Annotated in this window: 20 protein-coding genes; 14 read left to right on the forward strand and 6 right to left on the reverse strand. The window is 57.5% G+C overall.

Translation table 11 applies throughout. The annotated features are described in order from the left end of the window. The first annotated feature begins 74 nt into the window (after positions 1–74). Positions 75–974 carry a LysR family transcriptional regulator gene (locus tag RHM56_RS14210; RefSeq protein ID WP_322233119.1) on the forward strand — a complete coding sequence of 300 codons (900 nt, stop codon included), beginning with the start codon at positions 75–77 and terminating at the stop codon, positions 972–974. 68 nt (positions 975–1,042) lie between these two features. On the opposite strand, the gene RHM56_RS14215 is transcribed toward RHM56_RS14210, so the two are convergent. Further along, a complete protein-coding gene (locus RHM56_RS14215; RefSeq protein ID WP_322233121.1) occupies positions 1,043–1,678 on the reverse strand; it encodes a cupin domain-containing protein in 636 nt (211 codons plus the stop codon). Between the two features lie 387 nt (positions 1,679–2,065). On the opposite strand from RHM56_RS14215, the gene RHM56_RS14220 reads away from it, so the two are divergent. The 5 genes from RHM56_RS14220 (at position 2,066) to RHM56_RS14240 (ending at position 7,793) form a co-directional block, all read left to right on the forward strand. Further along, positions 2,066–3,118 (forward strand): ABC transporter substrate-binding protein, encoded by a 1,053-nt coding sequence (locus RHM56_RS14220; RefSeq protein ID WP_322233123.1) that lies wholly within the window; start codon positions 2,066–2,068, stop codon positions 3,116–3,118. 103 nt (positions 3,119–3,221) lie between these two features. Beyond that, complete coding sequence (locus tag RHM56_RS14225) at positions 3,222–4,349, forward strand: ABC transporter ATP-binding protein (RefSeq protein ID WP_322233124.1); 1,128 nt, start codon at positions 3,222–3,224, stop codon at positions 4,347–4,349. Between the two features lie 10 nt (positions 4,350–4,359). Further along, the gene (locus RHM56_RS14230) at positions 4,360–5,616 is read left to right on the forward strand and encodes an ABC transporter permease (RefSeq protein ID WP_322233126.1); all 1,257 of its coding nucleotides are present in this window, start codon (positions 4,360–4,362) and stop codon (positions 5,614–5,616) included. Between the two features lie 2 nt (positions 5,617–5,618). Next, positions 5,619–6,443: an ABC transporter permease gene (locus tag RHM56_RS14235; protein ID WP_322241777.1), complete on the forward strand. Its 825-nt coding sequence runs from the start codon at positions 5,619–5,621 to the stop codon at positions 6,441–6,443. A gap of 102 nt (positions 6,444–6,545) precedes the next feature. Then, complete coding sequence (locus RHM56_RS14240) at positions 6,546–7,793, forward strand: aspartate aminotransferase family protein (RefSeq protein WP_322233128.1); 1,248 nt, start codon at positions 6,546–6,548, stop codon at positions 7,791–7,793. A 118-nt stretch (positions 7,794–7,911) separates the two neighbouring features. On the opposite strand, the gene RHM56_RS14245 is transcribed toward RHM56_RS14240, so the two are convergent. The 3 genes from RHM56_RS14245 to RHM56_RS14255 are packed head-to-tail and all read right to left on the reverse strand — an operon-like array spanning position 7,912 to position 11,765. Next, complete coding sequence (locus RHM56_RS14245) at positions 7,912–9,510, reverse strand: GMC family oxidoreductase (RefSeq protein ID WP_322233130.1); 1,599 nt, start codon at positions 9,508–9,510, stop codon at positions 7,912–7,914. Then, positions 9,497–10,327, reverse strand: coding sequence for a shikimate dehydrogenase (locus RHM56_RS14250; RefSeq protein ID WP_322233132.1), 831 nt, complete (start codon positions 10,325–10,327; stop codon positions 9,497–9,499). The genes RHM56_RS14245 and RHM56_RS14250 overlap by 14 nt, the downstream gene beginning before the upstream one ends. 4 nt (positions 10,328–10,331) lie before the next feature. Then, positions 10,332–11,765: an aldehyde dehydrogenase family protein gene (locus RHM56_RS14255; protein ID WP_416194855.1), complete on the reverse strand. Its 1,434-nt coding sequence runs from the start codon at positions 11,763–11,765 to the stop codon at positions 10,332–10,334. Positions 11,766–12,398: 633 nt separating this feature from the next. On the opposite strand from RHM56_RS14255, the gene RHM56_RS14260 reads away from it, so the two are divergent. The 3 genes from RHM56_RS14260 (at position 12,399) to RHM56_RS14270 (ending at position 16,507) form a co-directional block, all read left to right on the forward strand. Further along, positions 12,399–12,935 (forward strand): sigma-70 family RNA polymerase sigma factor, encoded by a 537-nt coding sequence (locus RHM56_RS14260; protein ID WP_322233134.1) that lies wholly within the window; start codon positions 12,399–12,401, stop codon positions 12,933–12,935. Further along, positions 12,932–13,879: a FecR domain-containing protein gene (locus tag RHM56_RS14265; protein WP_322233136.1), complete on the forward strand. Its 948-nt coding sequence runs from the start codon at positions 12,932–12,934 to the stop codon at positions 13,877–13,879. The genes RHM56_RS14260 and RHM56_RS14265 overlap by 4 nt, the downstream gene beginning before the upstream one ends. 102 nt (positions 13,880–13,981) lie before the next feature. After that, positions 13,982–16,507, forward strand: coding sequence for a TonB-dependent siderophore receptor (locus RHM56_RS14270; RefSeq protein ID WP_322233138.1), 2,526 nt, complete (start codon positions 13,982–13,984; stop codon positions 16,505–16,507). A gap of 24 nt (positions 16,508–16,531) precedes the next feature. Here RHM56_RS14270 and RHM56_RS14275 read toward each other — a convergent pair whose 3' ends face one another. Then, a complete protein-coding gene (locus RHM56_RS14275) occupies positions 16,532–17,407 on the reverse strand; it encodes a LysR substrate-binding domain-containing protein (protein WP_322233140.1) in 876 nt (291 codons plus the stop codon). Positions 17,408–17,510: 103 nt separating this feature from the next. On the opposite strand from RHM56_RS14275, the gene RHM56_RS14280 reads away from it, so the two are divergent. Then, positions 17,511–18,767, forward strand: a complete 1,257-nt coding sequence (locus RHM56_RS14280) for an MFS transporter (protein WP_322233142.1) — start codon at positions 17,511–17,513, stop codon at positions 18,765–18,767. 3 nt (positions 18,768–18,770) lie between these two features. On the opposite strand, the gene RHM56_RS14285 is transcribed toward RHM56_RS14280, so the two are convergent. Further along, the gene (locus RHM56_RS14285; protein ID WP_322233144.1) at positions 18,771–19,688 is read right to left on the reverse strand and encodes a LysR substrate-binding domain-containing protein; all 918 of its coding nucleotides are present in this window, start codon (positions 19,686–19,688) and stop codon (positions 18,771–18,773) included. Positions 19,689–19,816: 128 nt separating this feature from the next. On the opposite strand from RHM56_RS14285, the gene RHM56_RS14290 reads away from it, so the two are divergent. From RHM56_RS14290 to RHM56_RS14305, 4 genes are all read left to right on the forward strand, one after another. Beyond that, a complete protein-coding gene (locus tag RHM56_RS14290) occupies positions 19,817–20,701 on the forward strand; it encodes a sugar phosphate isomerase/epimerase (RefSeq protein WP_322233146.1) in 885 nt (294 codons plus the stop codon). A gap of 3 nt (positions 20,702–20,704) precedes the next feature. Further along, a complete protein-coding gene (locus RHM56_RS14295; protein ID WP_322233148.1) occupies positions 20,705–21,484 on the forward strand; it encodes an SDR family NAD(P)-dependent oxidoreductase in 780 nt (259 codons plus the stop codon). Between the two features lie 42 nt (positions 21,485–21,526). After that, entirely contained in the window at positions 21,527–22,834 is a 1,308-nt protein-coding gene (locus tag RHM56_RS14300) for an MFS transporter (protein ID WP_322233150.1), read from the forward strand. 85 nt (positions 22,835–22,919) lie between these two features. After that, complete coding sequence (locus RHM56_RS14305; RefSeq protein ID WP_322233152.1) at positions 22,920–23,207, forward strand: YciI family protein; 288 nt, start codon at positions 22,920–22,922, stop codon at positions 23,205–23,207. Positions 23,208–23,333 lie beyond the last annotated feature (126 nt).

Consider the following 23,333-nt stretch of genomic DNA (forward strand, 5'->3'; position numbering starts at 1 on the left):
ACTATGGCTCTGTAGTCGCTGTCGAGGCACGAGGCTGCGACTACAGGTGCCCCCACAGGAATTGAGGAATCAAAATGGATAATTTTTCCCAAATGCAGGCCTTTCTGTGGGCCAACGAACATGGCAACTTTTCTGCGGCAGCCAGGGCGAACGGGTTAACACCGTCCACCATCAGCAAGTTGATTACCCGCCTTGAAAACAGACTTCAAGTGCGCCTGTTTCAGCGCGGTGCGCGTAATTTGACGCTCACTGAAGAAGGCTCGGCCTACTTGGTCAGCGCGCGCGAAGTGATGAATGCCATGGCCGAGGCGGACTCTCTGGCAGAAGCGTTTCCGAACCGGGTCAGTGGCGCGTTACGCATTCACACCATGACCACGTTCGCCAAACACCAAATCGTGCCGTGGCTGCCTGAGTTCCTTTCGGCTTACCCCGGCTTGACTGTCGACCTTCAGGTTGGCGCTCAATATGTCGATCACTTCGACCAAGGGCTCGACATTGCCATCCACAGCGGCGTACTGCCCGACTCGTCGAGAGTGGCGAAAAAAATCGGCGAAAGCGCATGGATAACCTGTGCATCTCCCGAGTATCTGGCACGCAGAGGCACACCGAGCCACCCTGAAGAATTGCTGGCTCACGACTGCTACAACTTCGGGTTTAACAGTGCGTGGAATAACTGGCAGTTTAGGGTGAATGGCGAAAAGGTCACGGTTGCGATCAAGCCCAAGGCGGTTTTCGCCCAAGGGGATTTACAGCGAGACATTGCCTTGGGCGGCGGCGGAATCGTCAAACTCGCTCAGTTCCACATCGGTGCAGACCTCAAGGAAGGCAGGCTGGTGCCGCTGCTGCAAAGCTTTGACATACCGTCCAAGGAACCTATCTACCTGATCTACACCAATCGAAAACACCTGAGCCCGCGCATTCGGGTATTTCGGGACTTTCTGGAAAAAAAGTTGCAGGAAAAACCCTGGGATTAACCTGTGAGAGCTGCCGAAGTCGGCGATCTTTTGATCCTCAACGATCACCACGTTCGGCACGCAAAAACTCAAAACGTAGGCGGTGAAACCGCGCTCACCACAATGCACACTTCGTCAAAGGGGTTGCGCATTCGATGTGGGAGTCGGCTGTCAAAGTAGTAAGCATCGCCCGGTGACAGCACTCGAATCTCATCACCTACGGTCATTTCCAGTCGACCCTCGATGATGATTCCACCCTCTTCGGCATCATGCGAATACAGCTCCTCGCCTTCTTCGCCGGTATCCGCGCCTGGCTCGTAACGCTCATGAAGAATCATCATCGAACTGTTTTCCAGGTTTGCACCGACCTGTCGATATGATAGCTTTTTGCCATCGGCCAATTCGACCAGATCACTGGCTTTGTAAAAGACTGCGCGGTCGACAACAGCAGAGTCTGAAAAAAACACGCTGAGGGTGACGTTCAAGGGCCGAAGCAAGCGTTTCAAGACACTGACCGACGGACTGGATTTGTCCCGTTCGATGATTGAAAGCGTGGCATGCGGCACTCCGGCCTGCTCAGCCAACCCTCGAATCGAGAGCCCACGGCTTTGTCGCAAAGCCTTGAGCCTCGCACCTACTGAAGCCGTCTCCAAAGCCTCTGCCAAGCTTTCGGGTGGCTCTTCTTGAACATGTGGGCTTCGGCCTGTCGCCGATGTTTCTATCACGGTTGATTCCTTAGATAAACGGCACCCGAGTGGGCCAAAAGTAAATTCGAACCTTGAACTGCCGAGTTCTTTTCTGCGGTAAAAGACAACTCAAACGCACCAGGTCAGGTGATTGCGCACCCTGCAACACATTCCAAGTGCAGCAAAATAACACGGTTTCAAAAAGGCTCATCCATGGAGAAAACGTTTAACACTCTAGCTAAAAAAACACCGATCAGATTAATTTGTACCTGCCTCATCAAATTTAAGGCGTAAAAAAACAATCGCTTGCCGTTAACTGGGCGATTGTGAGTTTTGTCGGCCAGGCCAGAAATAAAGCTTGCCTAGCTTATTCCCGAATGGTAAAAATTTTTACCACCTAAACACAACATCTGCGTAGAGGCTAAAATGCACAAATCATGCCACGCTGTTGCAGCATATGGACTTGCCCTCATTGGACTTGCAGTTTCCCAAGCTGCGAGCGCCCGTGATCTTACGATAGTTTCCTGGGGAGGAAACTTTCAGGACGCTCAGCGCGAGCTGTTTTTCGCACCCTACGGTAAGCAAACGGGCCAAAAAATTCTTGATCAGACCTGGGATGGCGGTATTGGTGTTCTCGATGCCAAGGTGAAAGCCGGCAACCCTAACTGGGACGTCGTCGAAGTTGAAGCTGAAGACCTCGCGCTCGGCTGCGAACAAGGCCTGCTTGAAAAGATAGATTGGGCCAAGGTTGGCAACAAGGCGGATTTCATTCCGGAGGCCGTGAACGAGTGCGGTGTCGGCAACATTGTCTGGAATACCGGCCTGTCCTGGGACGGCGACAAGCTCAAGACCGAACCGACCTCTTGGGCCGACTTCTTTGACCTGGAAAAAATCCCTGGCAAGCGCGGTCTGCGCAAAGGTCCTAAATACGCACTTGAGTTCGCTCTGATTGCCGATGGCGTAAAACCTTCCGAGGTTTACAACGTATTGCGCACACCTGAAGGCGTTGACCGTGCTTTCAACAAACTGGGCACCATCAAGTCGAGCATCGTGTGGTGGGAAGCTGGCGCACAACCGCTGCAAATGCTGTCATCCGGTGACATCGTGCTGAGCTCCTCCTACAACGGCCGTATCACTGGCTTCAACAACAACGAAGGCAAAAACTTCAAGTTCCTGTGGAACGGCAGCGTGTCGGCCATCGACTCGTGGGCTGTGCTCAAAGGCAGCGAGAACAAAGCCGCCGCCATGGACTTCATCGCCTTCTCCAGCAAACCTGAAGAACAAGCCAAGCTGCCCAAGTACATCGCATACGGTCTGACCAACAAAAAGGCCAACGACTTTGTACCGCAAGAGCTCAAACACACGCTGCCAACCACGCCGGAAAACCTGGCGCAATCGATCCCTATCGATGTCGAGTTCTGGGTTGAAAACATTGAGCCGCTGACCGAACGCTTCAACGCCTGGGTTGCTCAGAAGTAAATCCCCGCCTCTTCTTTAGGTCACCCTGCCACCTGGTTCCAGGTGGCAGGTCACGCGACTTGAGCGATTAACCATTGCTTCTTCATTTTGCATGCCGCTGCAGATGAGTAGCGAAGATGATGTGTGCCTGCTCTCGAGTGAGGATTGCCACGTGAAACACTTGGTCAGTTTTAAAAATATCCAGAAAACCTACGACGGTTTACGTCCCGTGGTTAAAGATTTGAACCTAGATATCAAAGAGGGGGAGTTTGTAACCTTGCTCGGCCCATCGGGCTCGGGCAAAACCACCAGCCTGATGATGCTGGCCGGATTTGAAACGCCGACTCACGGCGAGATTTTTCTGAAAGACAAGCCGCTGCACAACCTCCCTCCGCATAAGCGCGACATCGGGATGGTGTTTCAAAACTATGCGCTGTTTCCGCACATGACCATTGAGCAAAACCTGGCCTTCCCTCTCTCTGTCCGCAAAATGAACAGCGTCGATAGAAAAGAGAAAGTACGCCGCGCCCTGGACATGGTGAAACTTACCGATTTCGCAAAACGCTACCCGGCGCAACTCTCGGGTGGTCAGCAGCAACGTGTCGCACTGGCACGTGCGCTCGTGTTTGAACCCAAGCTGGTACTGATGGATGAACCCCTCGGCGCGCTCGATAAACAACTGCGCGAGCACATGCAACTGGAAATCAAACACCTGCACCAGCAACTCGGCCTGACCGTGGTGTATGTCACGCACGACCAAAGCGAAGCGCTGACCATGTCTGATCGCGTGGCCGTCTTCAATGACGGCGTCATTCAGCAGATCGACACCCCGACCGCTATCTACGAAGCGCCGAACAAAAGCTTCGTGGCGCAATTTATCGGTGAAAACAACACCCTGATCGGTACGTTCGTATACCGCGACGAGCATTACGCAGTGGCACGTCTGGCTGACGGCAGCCTGATCCGCGCAATCTCGGTGGTCGAGGCTCAGCCGGGTGATCAAGTGGCGCTGTGTATCCGACCAGAGCGCGTGATTGTCGGCCCCGCTGGTAGCACCCCGTTAACTGCGCGGATCCAGGAATACATTTACCTGGGTGACCACGTGCGCATGATCACTGAAATAGCCGGGCAAGCGGACTTTATGATCAAGCTGCCTGCCTCCCAGATGAACACTAGCTGGACTGTCGGCAGTTCGATTTCCCTTTCCTGGGCACCAGAGCACATTCGTGCGCTGGATGTAACCACACACTGAGTCGTCGATTATGAGTCAGTCCGCAGTCATCACCCCGGGCAAAGCCCAAGCGCAAACGCTCGATCTGAGGGCCAAGCTCCGAAAATCCGAGCGCGCCCGCACGCTCAAATCCTTGATGCTGATCGCTCCGCTGTTTCTGTTTGTCCTAGTGTGCTTTGCCTTCCCCATTGGCACCCTGCTGACGCGCAGCGTCGACAACCCCGATGTCAACACCGCACTGCCTGCCACCACAGAAGCGCTGGCAACCTGGAAAGGCAAGACGCTACCGGGCGAGCTGGCTTATGCGGCGTTGGTCACCGACTTGGCCAATGCCAAAGAGAAGGGGCAGATCGGGGCGCTTTCCAAGCGTTTGAGCTATGAAATTCCGGCATTTCGGACAGTCATCAGCAAGACCCTGCGCAACCTTCCGGACAGCAGCGTGGTATCCAAACGTGACGCGTTGATTGCAATCGACAGCGCCTGGGGCGAGCTTAATTACTGGAAAGCGCTGAATCAGGCATCATCAACCTTCACCCCGTACTTCCTGCTGGCTGCACTCGACCATCGCATCGATTCTGCCTCTGGCAGCATCGTCAAGGCCGACCCCAATCAGTCGATCTACGTCGATATTTTCGCCCGCACCTTCTACATCGGGGGCGTAGTCACGATTCTCTGCCTGCTGCTGGGGTTCCCGGTCGCTTATTGGCTGGCCACATTGCCAGAAGGCAAAAGCAACCTGCTGATGATCTGCGTGCTGCTGCCTTTCTGGACGTCGCTGATTGTGCGCACCGCCGCCTGGGTCGTGCTGTTGCAGTCTGATGGCCTGATCAACCGCTCACTCCTGTTTCTGGGCGTTATTGATGCGCCGGTGCAACTGGTCTTCAATCGCACGGGCGTGATCATCGCGATGACCCATGTGTTATTGCCGTTCATGATCCTGCCGCTTTACAGCGTGATGAAAAACATCCCGACAAACTACGTGCGGGCGGCCATATCACTCGGCGCCCACCCCTTCGTCGCGTTCTGGCGGGTGTACGTTCCGCAGACCTTCGCCGGTCTGGCCGCAGGCGCGTTGCTGACATTTATTCTCGCCATTGGTTACTACGTGACACCCGCGCTCGTCGGCGGTGCGGCCGATCAAATGGTCAGCTACTTCGTCGCCTTCTACACCAACAAAACCGTGAACTGGGGCATGGCCTCGGCGCTCGGCAGCCTGCTGCTGATTGCAACGCTGCTGCTGTACGCGGTGTACGGCAAACTCACTAATCCCAACCAGGCGAGGTCATGACGATGATGCAGCCTTATGCTTCTACGGCCGAAAAACTCGCCCGATTTGGATTGGTCACCGTCTCATTGCTGGTATTGCTGTTTTTGATCATTCCGGTGCTGGTGATTATTCCACTGTCATTCAATTCATCATCGTTCCTCACCTACCCAATGGACGGTTTCTCCTTGCGTTGGTACGAAGAGCTGATGACGTCTGAAGAATGGCGTCAGGCCTTCAAAAACAGCTTTCTCATTGCCCCGGCAGCCACCGCTCTGGCGATGATCTTTGGCACCCTGGCGTCTGTGGGCTTGAGCCGGGGCAACTTCCGTTTCAAGGGCCTGATCATGGCTTTTCTGATCTCGCCGATGATCGTGCCGCTGGTGATCGTTGCAGTGGGCCTGTACTTCTTCTTTGCCAAGCTGCAATTGCTTAACAGCTACATTGGCCTGGTACTGGCCCATGCCATGCTCGGTGTGCCATTCGTGGTTATCACGGTCAACGCGACCTTGCAGGGTTTTGACACCAACTTGAGCCGAGCCGCCGCCAGTTTGGGCGCCCCGCCGCTAACGGTGTTTTTCAAGGTGATGTTGCCGCTGATTGCGCCCGGCGTGATCTCGGGAGGGTTGTTCGCCTTTGCCACTTCGTTTGATGAAGTGGTGGTCACACTGTTTCTATCCAGCCCATCACAGCGAACTTTGCCACTGCAAATGTTCTCGGGCATCCGGGAAAACATCAGCCCCAATATCGCGGCGGTCGCCACCATCATGGTCATCCTGTCGGTCTTGATGCTCTTGACCCTTGAAGTGCTTCGACGTCGCAACGAAAAATTGAAAATAAAACAACAATAAGAAAACAACCGCCGCCTTTGCCGGCTCGCTAACCAACACCGTGAAACCCTCCTGGGCTTAAAGCCCGGGACGGGTAACGACTGTCAAAAATCAGAGGTTTTTATGCCTAATCTAGTGGGTGATGTTTCCAGTGCTGCCCGCATCCTGCCTGATCTCAAGGGTGAAAAACTGTTTATTCGCAACGGCAAGGGCGCCTATTTGTGGGACGACAAAGGACGTCAATACATCGATACCGCGCTGGGTTTTGGCGCCGTGTTGCTCGGCCACTCCAATGACGCGGTCAACGCCGCCGTCAGCCAGGCCTTGAGCGACAGTGCTGCGCCATCCTGGGCGCATGTTCGCGAGCATGGCGCTGCAACGGAGCTGGCCAAGCACACAGGCGAGCTGTCCAAGGTCATCTTCACCAACTCGGGCAGCGAGGCGGTTCACCTCGCCTGTCGCGCCGCCCGTGCGTATACCGGCCGCGGCAAGATTGCCAAAATGGCGGCGGGCTTCGATGGCTGGTTCGATGATGTGAGCTATGGCAACGTCACCTCCAGAGAAGCGGCTTTCCAGGACGGCCAGCGTCCGTCGACAGAACGCACAACGCTGCTGCGTTTCAACGACTTCGACGATATTGAGCGGCTGTTCGCCGAGGACAACGACATTGCTGCTGTGGTGCTGGAGCCGATGCTGGCTAACGCGGGCTGCATCATGGCCTTGCCCGGCTACCTCAAACACGTGCAAGACGTCGCCCACCAGCACGGCGCTCTGGTGATCTGTGACGAAGTGCTGATGGGTTTTCGCCTGTATGCAGGTCTGGCGGGGTTGCGCGAAGGTCTGGACCCGGACATCGCCAGCGTCGGCAAAGCCATTGGCAATGGTGTTCCGGTGTCTGCGGTGGTCGCCAAGCCGCACATCCTGGCCGGCTTTGAAGAAGGCCGAGTGATTCGCGGTGGGACATTCAGCGGTAACCCGCTGGCCTGTGCGGCGGTGACCAGCACCTTGTCGCAACTGGATAACAGCGACTACGCGCTGTTGATTTCACGTGGCAACGCCTTGCGTGAAGCGATTGAGGCGATATTCAAAGCCCACAACCTGATTGTGACCACCAGCGGCTATGGCAATGTGTTTGGTATCTGGTTGGGTGCTGTAGCGCCGATGACCTACGAGCAAGCCGAGAAGATTGCCAACCCGGACTTCACTAAGGCGCTGCATCTGGCGCTGCGCGAAGCAGGCGTTTTGATCATGCCGTCGCCGTATGGTCGGCTGTATATTTCCTTTGAACACAACAACCGGGTGATCGAGGAAATAAAGACCGCTTTTGAACAGGCTGCGGCTCAGCTCAGCAGTGCTTTTGCCAATGCTTGACGGGGTTCAACATCTGTAGCCGCTGAGGAGCGAAGCGAGGCTGCGATCGAGGGCTCAGCCCTCGTGGATTCAGGTATTGCGGTGCACCTGATGCACCGCTCCTCAGCGATTACGAACTTCACAGCAATGAAGCATCCCCCAGAATCAGATCTGCACCCCGCTCTGCCACGGCCATGACAGCACACTGGATGTTGCCGGAGATCATCGAGGGTATGACCGAGGCATCCACAACTCTCAAGCCCGCCAGGCCGCGCACCCGAAGCGAGGAGTCAACCACCGCCTCGGCGTCTTCCCCCATGCGGCAAGTCGCAATCGGGTGGTAGATGGTTTGGCCATTGGCCTGAGCAAACTCAAGCCATTGTTCATCCGTTTGCACCTCGATCCCCGGGCCGGTTTCCATCTCCACAAAGGCCCGCATGGCAGGCCGTTGCATGATCCGACGGGCGATTTTCATGCCTTCGATCAAGCTGGTCCGGTCCTCTTCCACACTCAGAAAATTAGGCCGAATCGCTGGCATGACAGCCGGGTCGGCAGACTGGATATGGATGCTCCCTTTAGAGGTTGGCCGCAACTGGCTGACCCCGATGGTGAACCCGGGATGTTTGTCGAGAATCCGCTCTGCGGCGTTGGCATAGCTGGCATGCACGACAAAATACTGCACATCGGGAGTCGGCATGCTCGGCTGGGTTTTCACAAAGCCATGCACCAACCCGGTCCCCAAGGTCAGAATCCCGGTACGTTTGGTGAAGTACTCCACCACCGCCATGCCCAAACGCCAGCCCCGCGCCATTTCATTGAGCGTGATGGCGTTTTTCAACTTCCAGTTCATGCGCGTCGCAAAGTGATCGATGTAGTGTTCACCCACACCGTCCAAACGATGCTTGACGGTGATTCCCACTTTTTCAAGCACATCGGGGCGACCAATGCCCGACAACTCCAGAATCTGCGGCGATTGAATCGCGCCCGCACACAAGATCACATCTTGGGTGGCGTTGACGGTGATTTCCTTACCGTGCTGGCGGTAGGTAATGCCCGTGCAACGAGTGCCCTTGAGTTCAAGGCGCAGCACATGGGCATGGGTCTCGATCGTCAGGTTGGGCCGACGCCGCGCAGGGTTCAGGTAGCCGTCGACCACGCTCCAGCGTCGCCCCAAACGCTGAGCAACCTGGTAGTAACCAAAGCCAGTTTGCTCATCGTTGTTGTAATCGCCGTTGAACGGCTGTCCATCCTGTTTGGCCGCATGCATGAACGCATCGGAGATGGGATAGCGTTCTTTCACTTGCTCAAGGTGCATCGGCCCGTCATGACCCCGGCGGTGATCGCCTTGCGGGTAATTTTCAATCTTCTTGAAGTAGGGTTTGAGCGTGGCGAAGTTCCAGCCTTTGGCGCCGCTGTTTTCCCAAGCGTCGTAATCACCGGGCTGACCGCGCACGTAGATCATGCCGTTGATCAAGGTCGAACCGCCCAGGCCCTTGCCACGCGGTACTGCAATTTCACGGCCGCGGGTGTTCTCTTCGGCTTGGGTCTTGAAACGCCAGTTGTAGCGTTTGTCGACCAGCAGCTTGCTGAACCCTGCCGGAATCGGGATCCAGAAACCTTTGGGCTCGCCACCGGCTTCAAGCACCAATACCCGGTACTTGCCGGAAGCGGTCAAACGATTGGCAAGAATGCAGCCCGCCGTGCCACCGCCGACAATAATGTAATCAAACGCACTCATGTCTCGACTCGTTCTTATTAGAGGCCATCGCCGCTGCCATCAATTCAATCTGGCAGAGCAACATAGGCAGTCCTTCATGAATCCGGCAGCCGACTTTTTGCGCGGCCGCCAGCAGGGGGGTAATCACGGGTTGCATGATGATTTCTGCCACAACCTGCTCGGCCGTCAGCCGTGTCACGTCACAAGGAAGCGCATCACCCTCTTTCAAGCCCAGTGAGGTGCCATTGACGACCAGGTCATACCCGGAGGGGTCCGAAGTACCGACGCAGACCTCCAGATCAGGAAACGCACGGGCCAGCCGATCAACCAGCGCCACGGCTTTATCTTGACTGCGGTTGGCAATAGTCAGCCAACCGACGCCGGAGGCTGCCAGGGCAAAAGCAATCGCGTTCGCGGCACCGCCAGCCCCGGCCAGATACACCGCCCGCCCTTCCAGTTCGATACCGGCCTGGCGCAGCCCGGTAACAAAACCGTCGCCATCAAGAATTTCGCCATGCAATTGGCCAGTGTTTGAACGGGTGACAACGTTTGCCGCACCGACCAGTCGGGCAGCGTCAGAGACGGTATCGCACAGGTCTAAAATGGCGGTTTTGTGCGGCACTGTCACGATGAAGCCATCGAGGCTCTGAATACCGCGCAACCCCGTGACAACCGCCGCAAGGTCAGCAGGCGACACATGAAAAGGCACCAGCACCCGATCCTGCCCAAGCGTTGAGAACAGCGTGTTCATCGCTTGCGGGGTCTGCACATGGTGAATCGGGTCGGCAATGATTGCGCATACCCGTGTGGTGCCGCTTATTTGCGTTATATCAGTCATAAAATCAGGCCAAGGTGTAGGCGGTTTTGACGCCTGTATAAAATTCGCGGGCATAGCTGCCCTGCTCTCGCGAGCCATAACTGGAGCTTTTTCTGCCACCAAACGGGGCGTGATAGTCGACACCGGCGGTCGCCACATTGACCATCACCATGCCCGCGCTGGAACGCTGCTTGAAGTCAGAGGCATGCTTGAGCGAGGTGGTGCAGATGCCCGAAGAAAGGCCAAAATCGGTATCGTTGGCCAACGCCACGGCGTGCTCATAATCGCGAACCCTGATGACGCTGGCGACCGGACCGAAAACCTCGTCGCGGTTGATCCGCATCTCATTGGTGGTCTCGGTGATCAGTGCCGGGGACAGGTAATAGCCCGGTGTAGCCCGTTCGAGCAACTCACCGCCAAACGCCAGGTTGCCGCCTTCAAGACGCGCAATATCGATGTAGTCGCAGTCCTGCTTGAGTTGCGCCTGGGACACGACAGGGCCCATATCGCAGCCGTCAGCCAGCGCATTGTCGACCCGAAGTCCCGCGAGGCGCTGTACCACCGCCTCAACAAACCGGTCGTGAATGCCTTCTTGTACGATCAAGCGGCTTGAAGCGGTGCAGCGCTGCCCCGTCGAGAAGAACGAACCGGACACAGCCACTTCAACGGCCTGCTGCAAATCGGCATCATCAAGAATGATCAGCGGGTTTTTACCGCCCATTTCCAGTTGCACCTTGGCACCTCTTTGCATGCACGCCAGGCCGACTTGACGGCCGGTGCCGGTTGAGCCCGTGAAGGTAACCGCACGAACTTTGCGTGACGTGGCAAACGCATCGCCGACTTTCGAACCCGGCCCCATTACCAGGTTAAACACACCTGCCGGAAGTCCACCGGCGCGCACGATGATTTCGGCCAGCGCCCAGGCACTGCCCGGCACCAAGTCTGCGGGTTTGAACACCACCGTGTTGCCGTAAGCCAACGCAGGCGCGATCTTCCAGGCCGGGATTGCGATCGGGAAGTTCCACGGCGTAATGATCCCGATGACCCCTTCTGGCTCACGCCGCACATCGACTTCCACACCAGGCCGGATAGAGGCCAGACGCTCCCCCGACAAGCGCAGCGCTTCACCGGCGAAAAACTTGAACACGCGACCTGCGCGAACCACTTCACCGACGCCTTCGGCCAGGGTCTTGCCTTCCTCACGCGAGAGCAAATACCCCAACTCTTCGCGGCGCGCCAATATCTCGGTGCCGATACGGTCCAGCGCGTCACTGCGTTGCTCAGCGGTGAACTTTGCCCATGCAGGCTGGGCATCGAACGCCGCATCGATGGCCGCGTGCGCCTGCGAAGCGTCCGCACGCGCGTATTCGCCGACCACATCGTTAGTGTCTGATGGGTTGATGTTCAGATTCACATCTACGCCCGAAACCCACTCTCCGCCTATATAGTTTTTATTCACGCGTATGGCTCCAGCAAAGGGATTAATTCGTTTTTTAAACATCATGACTTAACCCTGCGGCCTGACGACTGCGATTCAACAACGATGTCAAAGAAACGAAAATAGGCGCGCAACTCTCTGTATGGATTCAGTCTGTCGAACACAGCCGACAGCCCTGGACTTGAGAGGGCAGGCCTGGCTTTACAGGCTGCTTGAATACCGAAAGTGCAATGACGGGTTACGTCAGAGGGTGATGAGCAAAACATACGCTTGTGCCCACACAGCGTCTATCAATAGGCTGTGACGTGGATTCACACCGGCTGTGCCTCGTGCGCACAGGTGAAATCAGCAATGACGTGCTATGCCCGGCAAGGACAAGAGGCTGTCATCTGTATTTGTTTAAAGTTTGATCACTTGATAGACAGTATTGGCAACAAGAAATACAAGTAACGGTAAAGGAAAGTTCATGCTGCTATATCCTTCACGTTTTAATTGATTGGCTCTTACTGCCTACAACTTTCAACACACTGTAGTCGCTGCCGAAGACTGCGATCGGGCGGGTGCTTTGAGAGTAGATGGCATGCGCTACACGTAATTGCCATCATCTGGCCTTTCGGCTAAATTGAGATTAATTCTCAACTGCGTACCATTATCATGTCTCCTGACATCTCTCCACACGAAGCCCCTCAGACCATCAGCAGTCTGTACTGCGACCACCATGGCTGGCTGGTCCGTTGGCTGCGGGCACGCCTGGGATGTTCTCATCAAGCCGCAGACATGGCCCAGGATACCTTCGTGCGGCTACTGCTCAGCGAACGCAAAGATCCGGCAGCGCCCCCGCTTAAACAGCCCCGCTCCTATCTGGCGACTGTTGCCCGGCGAGTGATGGTTGACAGTTTCCGCCGCCGCGCGCTGGAGCAGGCTTATCTGGAAGCACTCGCCCTGCAACCGGAAACCTATGCACTGTCACCCGAAGACAAGCTCTTGATGGTCGAAGCGCTGCATGCTGTGGATGCCATGCTCGACGGGTTAGGCCGCAAGGTGAAGCAGGCGTTTCTGCTCTCACAACTGCAAGGTATGCCCTACAAGCAAATCGCCGAAAAACTGGGCGTATCAGTCAGTTCGATTACGCAGTATGTCGCCAAGGCTTCCGAGCATTGCTTGTTGTTTGCCCTGGAATCAGAGCGGTGACTGCCGACGACAAACGTCAGGCCTTGCGTGCTGCAGCACAATGGCTGGCTCGCCGGGCAGGCGCCCCTGATGACATGGCACTGCACCATGCCTGGCAGCAGTGGTGCATGGAAAACCCGACCCATCACTGGGCCTGGCAGCGTGTTGAACGCCTGCAATCGCAACTGGGCCAATTACCCGCTGATGTGGCGTGTCAGGTGCTCGATCACACCCCAACAAGGCTCCCTGAGCTAAACCGTCGCTCACTGCTCAAAGGTATCGTCCTGATCGGCGGGATCAGTGGTCTTGGCTGGTCGGGCTACCGACAAGCGCCCTTGTGGCTGGCTGACCAGCGTACGGCGGTCGGTGAGCGGCGCACCCTGCAATTGGCTGATGGCACCCGGCTGGTCCTCAATACCTCAACGGCGGTGGATATTGAATTCAGCGCCCAATTGCGCCTGATCAAACTGCGGGCCGGGGAAATCCAGGTACACACCGGCAAAGACTCGCGACCCTTCGTGGTACGCAGTGCGCAAGGCGATATGCAGGCGCTGGGAACGCGTTTTGACGTGCGCCAGTTGGACGCTGGCACCGCGTTGAGCGTGTCTGAACATGCCGTGCAAATCAGTTTGGCCGATGGCCGCACGCAAAGGCTCAACGCCGGGCAAGCAATAACCTTCAGCCAGCACCAATTCGGCACCCTGCAAGCAGCGGTTCCCGGCAGTGAAAACTGGGTAAACGGGTATTTGCTGGTAGACGCTTGGCCTTTGCATCGTCTGCTTGGCGAGTTGAGCCGCTATCGCACGGGCTACCTCGGGTGCTCGGACGAGGTGCGCAACCTCTTGCTGTCGGGCGCATTCCCGCTGGACAACATTGATATGGCGCTGGCCGCTGTCGCGCGCGCACTCCCGGTCGAAATGGTCCAGCGCACCCGATACTGGACACGCGTCGTGAAAAAAGCCTGACGGGCAAAAAAATAATTAATCAGACCTCTGTAGAAACGCCCCGCTCCGTTCGACCTACTCCTGAATTAAATAAAAACGCTGCCACATCTATCAGGAGCTGTCATGTCCCCCCGGCAAACCCAATACAGTGCAGAGCGGCACTGCCCGCCGCGCAAATCGCCGCTGGCCAAGGCCATTTTTTGCGCCAGCGTTGCTTTGCAATGCATCGCCCTGACGCCAATGGCTGTGAATGCTGCACAGGCGCAAGCCAGCACGCAGCAGAAGACGTTCAAGATACCGGCGGGCCCTGTGGGGGCGGCAATTACCCGCTTCTCCGGCGAGGCGGGCGTGGTGGTGTCTTTTGATGCGAACTTGACCGCCGGGCATAACACGTCCGGGCTGGATGGCGTCTACAGCGTCGACCAGGGCTTCGCTGTTTTGCTCAAGGGCAGCGGTCTGCAAGCACAAAAAATCGATGAAAGGACTTACCTGATTTCCAGGCAGGAACAGAGCGGCGCCCTGAGCCTTGGGACCACTCGCATCGATGGTCTGGAATCAGGCAGCACCACAGAGGGCACGGGGTCGTACACGACAGGCGTGACCACTACCGCGACCAAACTCAATCTGTCACTGCGTGAAACGCCGCAATCGGTCAGTGTCATGACCCGCCAGCGCATTGATGACCAGAATTTGAGCAGCATCGGCTCGGTGCTGGAGCAGACGCCGGGGATCAACGTCCAAAGCCCGGGCAGCGACCGGCTGTATGTGTTCGCCCGCGGTCTGGCCGTTGATAACTACCAATATGACGGGATGCCGACCACCTCATTTGCGTTCAGCCAGGCATTGCCCCAGGCCCTGTCAGACATGGCGATCTATGACCATATCGAAGTGCTGCGGGGGGCTTCCGGCTTGCTGTCCGGCACGGGCGACCCTTCCGGGACGATCAACATGGTGCGTAAAAAACCCACCTCGACGTTCCAGGGTTACGTCAGCGCAGGCCTCGGTTCCTGGGACCAGTACCGCACCGAAGCAGACGTTTCCGGCCCGTTGACGCCAACCGGCAACCTGCGTGGGCGAATGGTCGCGGCCTACCAACAAGGCAATAGCTTCACTGATCACTTACAGCAGCAAAAAACCATTCTCTACGGGGTCATGGAAGCCGACTTGAGCGATAGCACGCTGCTTACAGTCGGGGCCGAATACCTCTACAACGACCCCCGCGGGTTCTCCACCACTGGCCTGCCATTACTGGACAACCAAGGCAACCGCCTGCACACCTCACGCAGCGACAACCCGGCCAGCCGCGACAGCAGCAATCGCCAGGAATCGGTGAACGCCTTTGCCTCGATTGAGCAGAAGCTGGCCAACGACTGGGCCCTGAAAGTCTCCGCCAACTCCCTGTACGGCACCCGGGACTACGACTCGATCATCGTCGGCACCACCACTGGTTTCGCTAACGCGCAGACCGGCAATGGCCTGAGTTACACCGCGACCAAAGGCGACAACACCCAGAAACAAAACGGTCTGGACATCATGCTCTCCGGCCCTTACCAATTGATGGGGCGCGAGCATGATCTGGTGGTGGGCTTTAACTACCAGAGCTACGAGAACCGCCGCAATGGCTTCGGCAACTTGCTCGCCAATGGCACCAGCAACAACGGTGTGAGCGGCAAACCGGTGAACATCTACACCTGGGACAACTATGCGCCCACCGCGTCTTACAACTTCAACCGAGAAAACGACGACATCGACCAATGGCAGAACGGGGCGTACCTGGCCACTCGCCTCAAACCTGTCGATGACCTGTCGGTGATCCTCGGCGCGCGCGTCAGCAACTACCGCTACGACGCCTTGCTTCATTACAACGTGGCGAGCCTTGTACCCTACAACACCGATGACACACTGCGCGTCAACGGCAAGGTCACGCCCTATGCTGGCGTGGTCTATGACCTGACCCCCAACCACTCGGTCTATGCCAGCTACACCAGCATCTTCAAACCCCAGCCGTACCGCGACACGGCAGGTCATCTGCTGGACCCGCGCGAAGGTGACAACTACGAGATCGGGCTCAAGAGTGACTACTATGGCGGCCGGTTGAACACCGCCATCGCCCTGTTCGAAGTCGACCTGAAGAATGACGCCATCGCCAATGGTCTGATTGAAGGCAGTGACATACAGACGGCCTATCTGGCAAAAAAAACCAAGACCCGGGGCATCGACATGGAGGTCAGCGGCGAACTCTTGCCAGACTGGAACCTGAATGCCAGCTATAGCCATAGCGTGGTCAAGGACGCCGACAACCAACGCGTCAAAACCATTATTCCTGCCGACATGGTGAAAGTCTGGACCACCTACCGCCTTCCCGGCGAGCTGGATCGCCTGACCGTTGGCGGCGGCATCAACTGGCAAAGCGCTATCCACATGACTGTGGACAGTTGGCAATTGCCGGCCCCGGCCAAGGTCAAGCAAGGCGACTATGCCACGGTGAGTCTGATGGCCCGTTACCAACTGACGCCAGAGTGGTCCACCACCGCCACGGTCAATAACCTGCTCGACAAGAAGTACATCAGCTCGCTGGATGAAAACTTCCGCAGCGGCTCTTACGGCGCGCCGCGAAACTTCATGCTGACGACCAAGTACGCGTTTTAAGCAAACACCTGCTCCCTCGACCGTTCACTCCAACTGCAACTTGACCGCCTGCAAAACGATGCGCGACAAGCGCTCGACGGCAACCGATCGTTCGGTCTGCTGATAGCGCAATGTCAACGCGATGGAAGGCAACACTGGCAAGCCTATCTGCTGTTCATCGAGCACACAGGTGCCCGCCTGCAAACCCAGGCGGGTTCTGACGGTGTAGCCCAAGCCTGCCTGGGTTGCCGCCGCCAGGCCCGGCAAGCTGGAGCTGGTAAACGCGACGCGCCAATCAATGTGTTCACGCGCCAGCGCGTCAGTGGCTTTGGTGTGAAACGGGCACGCCGTATCAAACATGATCAGCGGCAGCGGTTCTGCCCCCGACACTCTCCAGGCCAGTGCCTGCTGCTCGGAGCCGATCCAGCGCATCGGCAACTGGGCAATCAATTCGCTGCGGCGTCCGCCCTCGCCCCACACCACCGCCATGTCCAGCGCCCCGGACTCCAAGCGACTGAGCAACTCGGCGTTTCGGGCAATTTGTGCCTCAACCCGAACCTGGGGATGCGCACGGGTAAACTGGCCCAGCACCGAAGGCAAAAACCCGCTGAGGTCTTCTTGCAGCCCAAAACGCACCCAGCCTTCAAGTGAGGCTTCAGAGACCGCGAACACCGCTTCATCATTCAGGCTGAGCAGACGCCGCGCATAGTCAAGCAATTGCTCTCCGGCCTGCGTCAATTCAAGCCCTCGGCCCGCCTTGCGCAACAAGGGCACACCGACCTGTGCCTCAAGCTTTTTCATTTGCGCGCTGATGGCCGATGTCGAGCGTGCGAGCTTGTCTGCCGCAACCGCAAAGCTTGCGGACTCCACGCCGCAGACAAAACTTCGCAGCACATCAATATCAAAACTGACTGGGCGCATAATCGTCCTGCTTTTCGGGATTATTTTAAAAATTAGTTGATTTTGCGAACGATCTTGGCATGGGACGCTGGCCTCTCACAAGTCACACATCGGGAGAGGGTCAATGGCGCTTAATCAACAACATCGCTGGAAAGTGCTGGCCGCCGGGGTGGCCGCGAACGTCAGTTTTTCATGCGTGATCGGGGGCGTGCCTGCGACAGCGGTGTATCTGCGCAGCAGTTATCACCTGTCAAACAGCGAACTGGGGCTGGCGTTGGGCATCCTCGGGCTGGGTATTGCTGTGAGTGAAATCCCTTGGGGCCTGCTGACTGACCGCTGGGGCGATCGGCCTGTGCTGTTGACGGGGTTGCTGAGCGTGGCATTGTCGCTGCTCATCCTCGCCGCCTTCTCGGCCCACACACTTACCGCGCCAGGGCTTTGCCTCGGGCTGTTCGCAGCCGGTTTGCTGGGCAGCAGCGTCAACGGCGCCAGCGGGCGGGCGATCATGCTCTGGTTTCAGGAGCGCGAACGGGGTCTGGCCATGAGCATCCGGCAAACCGCCGTGCCCACAGGCTACGCACTGGGTGCGGTGTTATTGCCATGGCTCGCACACACCTATGGCTTCAGTGTTGTATTTGCTACGGCCGCCTCGTTGTGCCTGCTGTGCAGCGGGTTGGTCTGGTTTTGGATTCATGAGCCGGGCATTACACAACCGAAGACCGAAATGCCGCGCCTAAGCCCGTTGCGCGACAAACAGGTGTGGCGCGCAGTGCTGGCGATCAGCGTACTGTGCGCACCGCAATTTGCCGTACTGACGTATGCAGGGGTGTACTTCCACGATGCGTTGGGCCTCAGTGTGACGACGGTATCGCTGGTTCTGGTAGTGATTCAGATCGGTGCAGTCGTCGGACGCCTGTGGAGCGGTCATTGGACAGATCAACACAACAATCGCCGCGCGTACCTCAAAGGCTGCGCCTTGTTCTGCGCGGTGGCGTTTGCGGGGCTGAGCGTCATCGCCAGCGTGCTCGAAACGCCCTCTTTTCTGGCCAGCATCGCGTTGCCCATCGCCGTGATCCTGGCGGGGATTGGGGTGTCGATCTGGCACGGCGTGGCGTACGCCGAATTGGCAACGCTGGCAGGCGCACAACGCTCAGGCACTGCTCTGTCGATGGGCAACAGCGGGGTTTTCCTTGGATTGTTCCTCACTCCCATCGCCGCCTCTGCAACCGTCAGTCATTGGGGCTGGGGAGCACTCTGGGCGCTGTGTGCTGTGTGTGGACTGGTTGCCGCCTGGCTGTTTGCACAAGCATCACGCGCCGCAAAGACTTTGATGGATTCGCGAGGAAAACCTAAACCCCTGTCACAAGGTCTCGACGAGTAGCGCCTACGGCTGAGATTTGTTTTTGTGCCAGGCACGCAGCAACTCCATAAATTGCTGCGCAGCATCCGACAAAGGGCGATCTGTCGGCGTCGTCAAGCCAATCGGCGCCCTGAGCAATGGGCTGGCAAAAGGCAGCGCACGCACACTGCCCAAACGCAAATCCAGGTCAACGAGCCCCCGCTGGACGAACCACACCCCGTCGTAATCATGAACATAGACCCGTGAGAAGGTTTCGCTGAGTGTCTCCAGAATCTGCAAGCCTTCAAGCGAGCTGTTGGACAACAAAAAGTTGTCGACGCTGATGCGCACCAGCGTGCCCTGGGGCGATGCCAGCAACACGTAAGGGCGCAGGTCATTGAGTTCCACCCGCTCGCGTTGCGCCAGGGGGTGGTCCTTGCGCACCACAAGCACCAGGTCTTCTTCGTACAGCGCTTCAAAGGTCACGCCCAGCATGTCTCGCCCGATCAGGCGGCCGACGATCAGGTCAATCTCACCCGTTCGCAACTTCCCTACCAGATATTCATAAACCCCTGACAGCACCTGCACCTTTATCGTCGGGTAACGCTGGCGCATTTGTTCGACCACCGGCGCCAGGATGTAGCCCGCGGCGGTCGGCAGCGCACCCACGCGCAGGACTTGCGGAGCGTCCGCAGTTGTCTGCGCCTGATCCATCGCCTGATTGAAACTGCTGAGCACCTGCACGGCATGCTTGTGAAATGCTTCACCGGCCTGGGTCAGTTGCACACCTTTGCGGGTGCGAATCAGCAGTTGCACGCCCAGCTCCTGCTCCAGTTCCTTGAGGCTTTTGGAAACCGCAGGCAGCGTGATGTGCATCAGCTTTGAAGCGCTGACCAGACTGCCGCAACTGACCACAGTGGTGAAGGCGCGTAAATGACGAAGGTTGATAGCGGACTGGCTCAAGGGAATCGGCCTCTCATGGTTAACCTGAGGGTTAACTTAATACGCAATTTATATCAATTTAATCAACAAAAAGTTTCATCTAGGATGCACCCATCACATCCAGACGCTGTAATGCGAGGACACATCCAATGAACATTCGGGAACCGCGACTCGGCGTTTCGAGCGCTTCGTTGCCCACTCTGAACCCCGAAGAACTGGCCGAGGAAATGGTTCGCCAGGGGTATCAGGGGGTGGAATGGCGGATTGCCGATACCAGCCGACTGAACCCGGCTCAGCCTTGGCATGCCAGCACCAACAATCGCTGCACGATTGCGCCTACAACGGCGGCGGTGCAACGTATTCAGGATCACTGTCAGGCATTGGGGCTGAAGATCTTCGGGCTCAGCCCCTACCTTAAAATCGGCGACCTGGAGCACGGCCTGCGGCTGATCGACCTGGCCGCCATCGCCAGTCAGGCACGCCTCAGAATCTGGGCGCCGGGCTACAGCAACGAGCGCTATCCAGAAGCCTATGAACGGATGCGGCGTTTTCTCGATCAATTGCTGCCGCGCGCCGAAGCCCAGGGCGTGCAACTGGCGCTGGAGGTTCATCAACGCACCATCTGCTCCAGCCCGTCGCTGGCGATGCGTGTGGCAGAACACTACCCCGCCAAGCATCTGGGCATCATTTACGACCTGGGCAACCTGGCCATCGAAGGCCGCGAAGACGTACAGATGTCGCTGGATTTGATGGGCCCGCACCTGACCCACGTGCAGGTCAAAAATGTGGCCTACACACCACAAGCCCCCGGTCAAGGCTGGTCATGGGCGTGGTGCCCTCCCGATGAAGGCGTGCTGCCTTTGCAAGCCATGCTGCAAACGTTGCGCACCAATGGCTTCGACGACTGGGTCTCGGTGGAGGATTTCTCGGACGCCCACACCGACCGGCAGAAGCTGGCACGCAATCGGGCGCTGATGCTTGAGTACCTGCAGATCGGCGATCAACACACCCTTTCTCATCCCCAAGAGGCCTGAATCATGAACGCTCTACTCTCCAACCGACCCGTGGCCGTGGTGACCGGCGCTGCGGGTGAACTCGGGCGGGCCATTTGCCAGCGCCTGTATCAGGACGGCCTGAACATCGTCGCGGTGGACATAAATCTCAGCGCCGTTGAGGCGCTGGCGCACACCCTGAATCGGTCCAGCGATCAACGCGTCGTGGCGATTCAGGCTGACATGGGTGATGAGCGCTCGATCAGCGCCATGGTCGATCAGGCAGGCGAGTTATTCGGGCGCATCGACGTGGTGGTGAACAATGCCGCCATCAACCTGCGTGGCTCGATCTACGACTTCAACCCCGAACACTGGGACAAAATGATGGCCGTGAACCTACGTGGCCCGGCGCTGTTGTGCCAGAAGATCGCGCCGTTTTGGGTCAAGCAACAGAGCGGTCGGGTGATCAACATCGTTTCACGCTGCTGGGTCGCCGGCGGACCGCCCGCCTACGTGGCGTGCAAGGCCGGGCTGGTTGGCCTTACGCGCTCCATGGCCCGCGAACTTGCCCCGCATAACGTCACGGTCAACGCCATTGCCCCCGGTCTGCTGCCGTCGGCCTTCACCCTGGAGGGACGCAATCCAGAAGATTTCGATCAGATGGCCGAGGGCTCCATCAATGTAACGCCCCTAAAACGCCTGACCCGGCCTGAGGACGTCGCCAACACCACGTCGTTCCTGGCTTCCAGCGATTCTGCCTTCATCACGGCTGAAGTGATTCATGTGTGTGGCGGCAGCCAGTTGGCCCCCTTCGGCACGCGTTAAACGCCTGCCGTCCAACCACCATAAAGACAAGAAAGGTTGCGTATGAACGTTAATCCGCCCAATGACCAGCGCATGGCCAGGAAAGCCGCCTTCGGCAGCTTTCTCGGCAGCGTCGTCGAGTACTACGATTTCTTTATCTACGGCTCGGCAGCGGCACTGGTTTTCAACAAGATTTTCTTCCCTTCCGATGACCCGATGGCAGGCACCCTCGCCGCCCTGGCCACGTTCGGCGTCGGCTATATCGCCCGTCCGATCGGGGCCATGCTGTTCGGCCATATGGGCGACCGTTACGGCCGCAAACAGGTGTTGATGCTGACATTGCTGTTGATGGGCCTGGCCACCTTCGCCATCGGCCTGCTGCCCACCCACGCCAGCATTGGCGCATGGGCACCGGCGTTGCTGGTTTTTTGCCGACTGCTGCAAGGGCTGTCTGCCGGTGGCGAACAGGTCGGTGCCAGCCTGCTTACCATGGAGCATGCCCCCGGCAAGAAAAAATCCTTCTACACCAGTTGGCTGATCAATGGCGCCTCCATGGGCTCGATCCTTGCCACATCAGTGTTCATTCCGTTGTCCATGCTGTCCGAAGATCAGTTGCTCTCGTGGGGATGGCGCATTCCATTTTTGCTCAGCGCGGTCATGGTGGTGATCACTTGGCTGATCCGTCGCGGCGTCGATGAAAGCCCGGAGTTCAAGGCCAACAAGCCCAAAGAGCAGCACCTGCCCATCGCGGAGCTGTTTGCTAAAGAGTCGCGGGCATTTTTCACCGTGTTCTGCTGTGCGCTGATTGTTTCGGTGTCGTCGCTGGTGATGATCTTCGGCTTGTCCTGGGCAACCAACAACCAGCATGTCGACCGGGCATCGATGCTCTCCGCTATTGCCGCCAGCCAGGTCGGTGCCCTGATCTGCCAGCCGTTTTTTGGCTGGCTGGGCGATAAATGGGACCGCAAGCGGATATTTGCCATCGGCTCGCTGGCCAGTTGCGCCGGGGTGTTTGTGTTCTTGTGGTCGATCACAACCGGCCAGATCTGGTTGATCATCTGCACCACCGTGCTGCTCAAAGCCGTGTGTTACAGCGCGCCTAACGCCTTGTGGCCGTCCTTCTATGCCGAGATGTTCAGCATGCGCGTGCGCTATACCGGGGTCGGTCTTGCCACCCAACTGAGTTTTATCATCGCCGGCTTCTCACCCAGCATCTGCTACGCGCTGCTAGGCAAAGATGGCAGCTGGTTACCGGTGGCTTACTTCGTCGGCGGCCTGGCCCTTATCGCTGCCATTGCCGCGATGATCTCCCGACCGGCCAACGAAGTTACAACCAGCCGTCAGGCCAGTGCCAGCCCCGCGACGCACTGATCAACCACCGCTCATTTCACACACCACATGGCGCTGGCTTCCCATGCAGCACAGGGACAACTTGCGCCTTTTTTTTGGAGTCACCATGCCATTCGCACTCATAGCTTTTGATCACGACGACGCCCTGGAACGCAGAATTGCCTGCCGAGCACAGCATCTGGAGCGGCTTGAAGCACTCGCCCAAGCGGGTAAATTCCTTGGCGGCGGGGTCTTGCTCAATGAGCAAGGCAAGATGATTGGCTCCAATGTTCATCTGGATTTCGATCAACGTTCGGACCTGCAACGCTGGCTTGAAGACGAGCCTTACATCGTGGGTCGGGTCTGGGAGCGAATCGAGATTCTGGAAATCAAGCCGCTGAAACTGCCGTCCTGATAGACCAAAGGCAAAGCACTCTGCCAACTCACTTTAATGATCGGGCCTAGCAGCCAATCGGCTGCGCGGTCCACTTACGCCAAAAGAAAAATAAAAATGAACACACTCTCTCGTCTCAGCTTGTGC

This window comes from Pseudomonas sp. CCC3.1 (assembly GCF_034347405.1).
Classification (GTDB): Bacteria; Pseudomonadota; Gammaproteobacteria; order Pseudomonadales; family Pseudomonadaceae; genus Aquipseudomonas.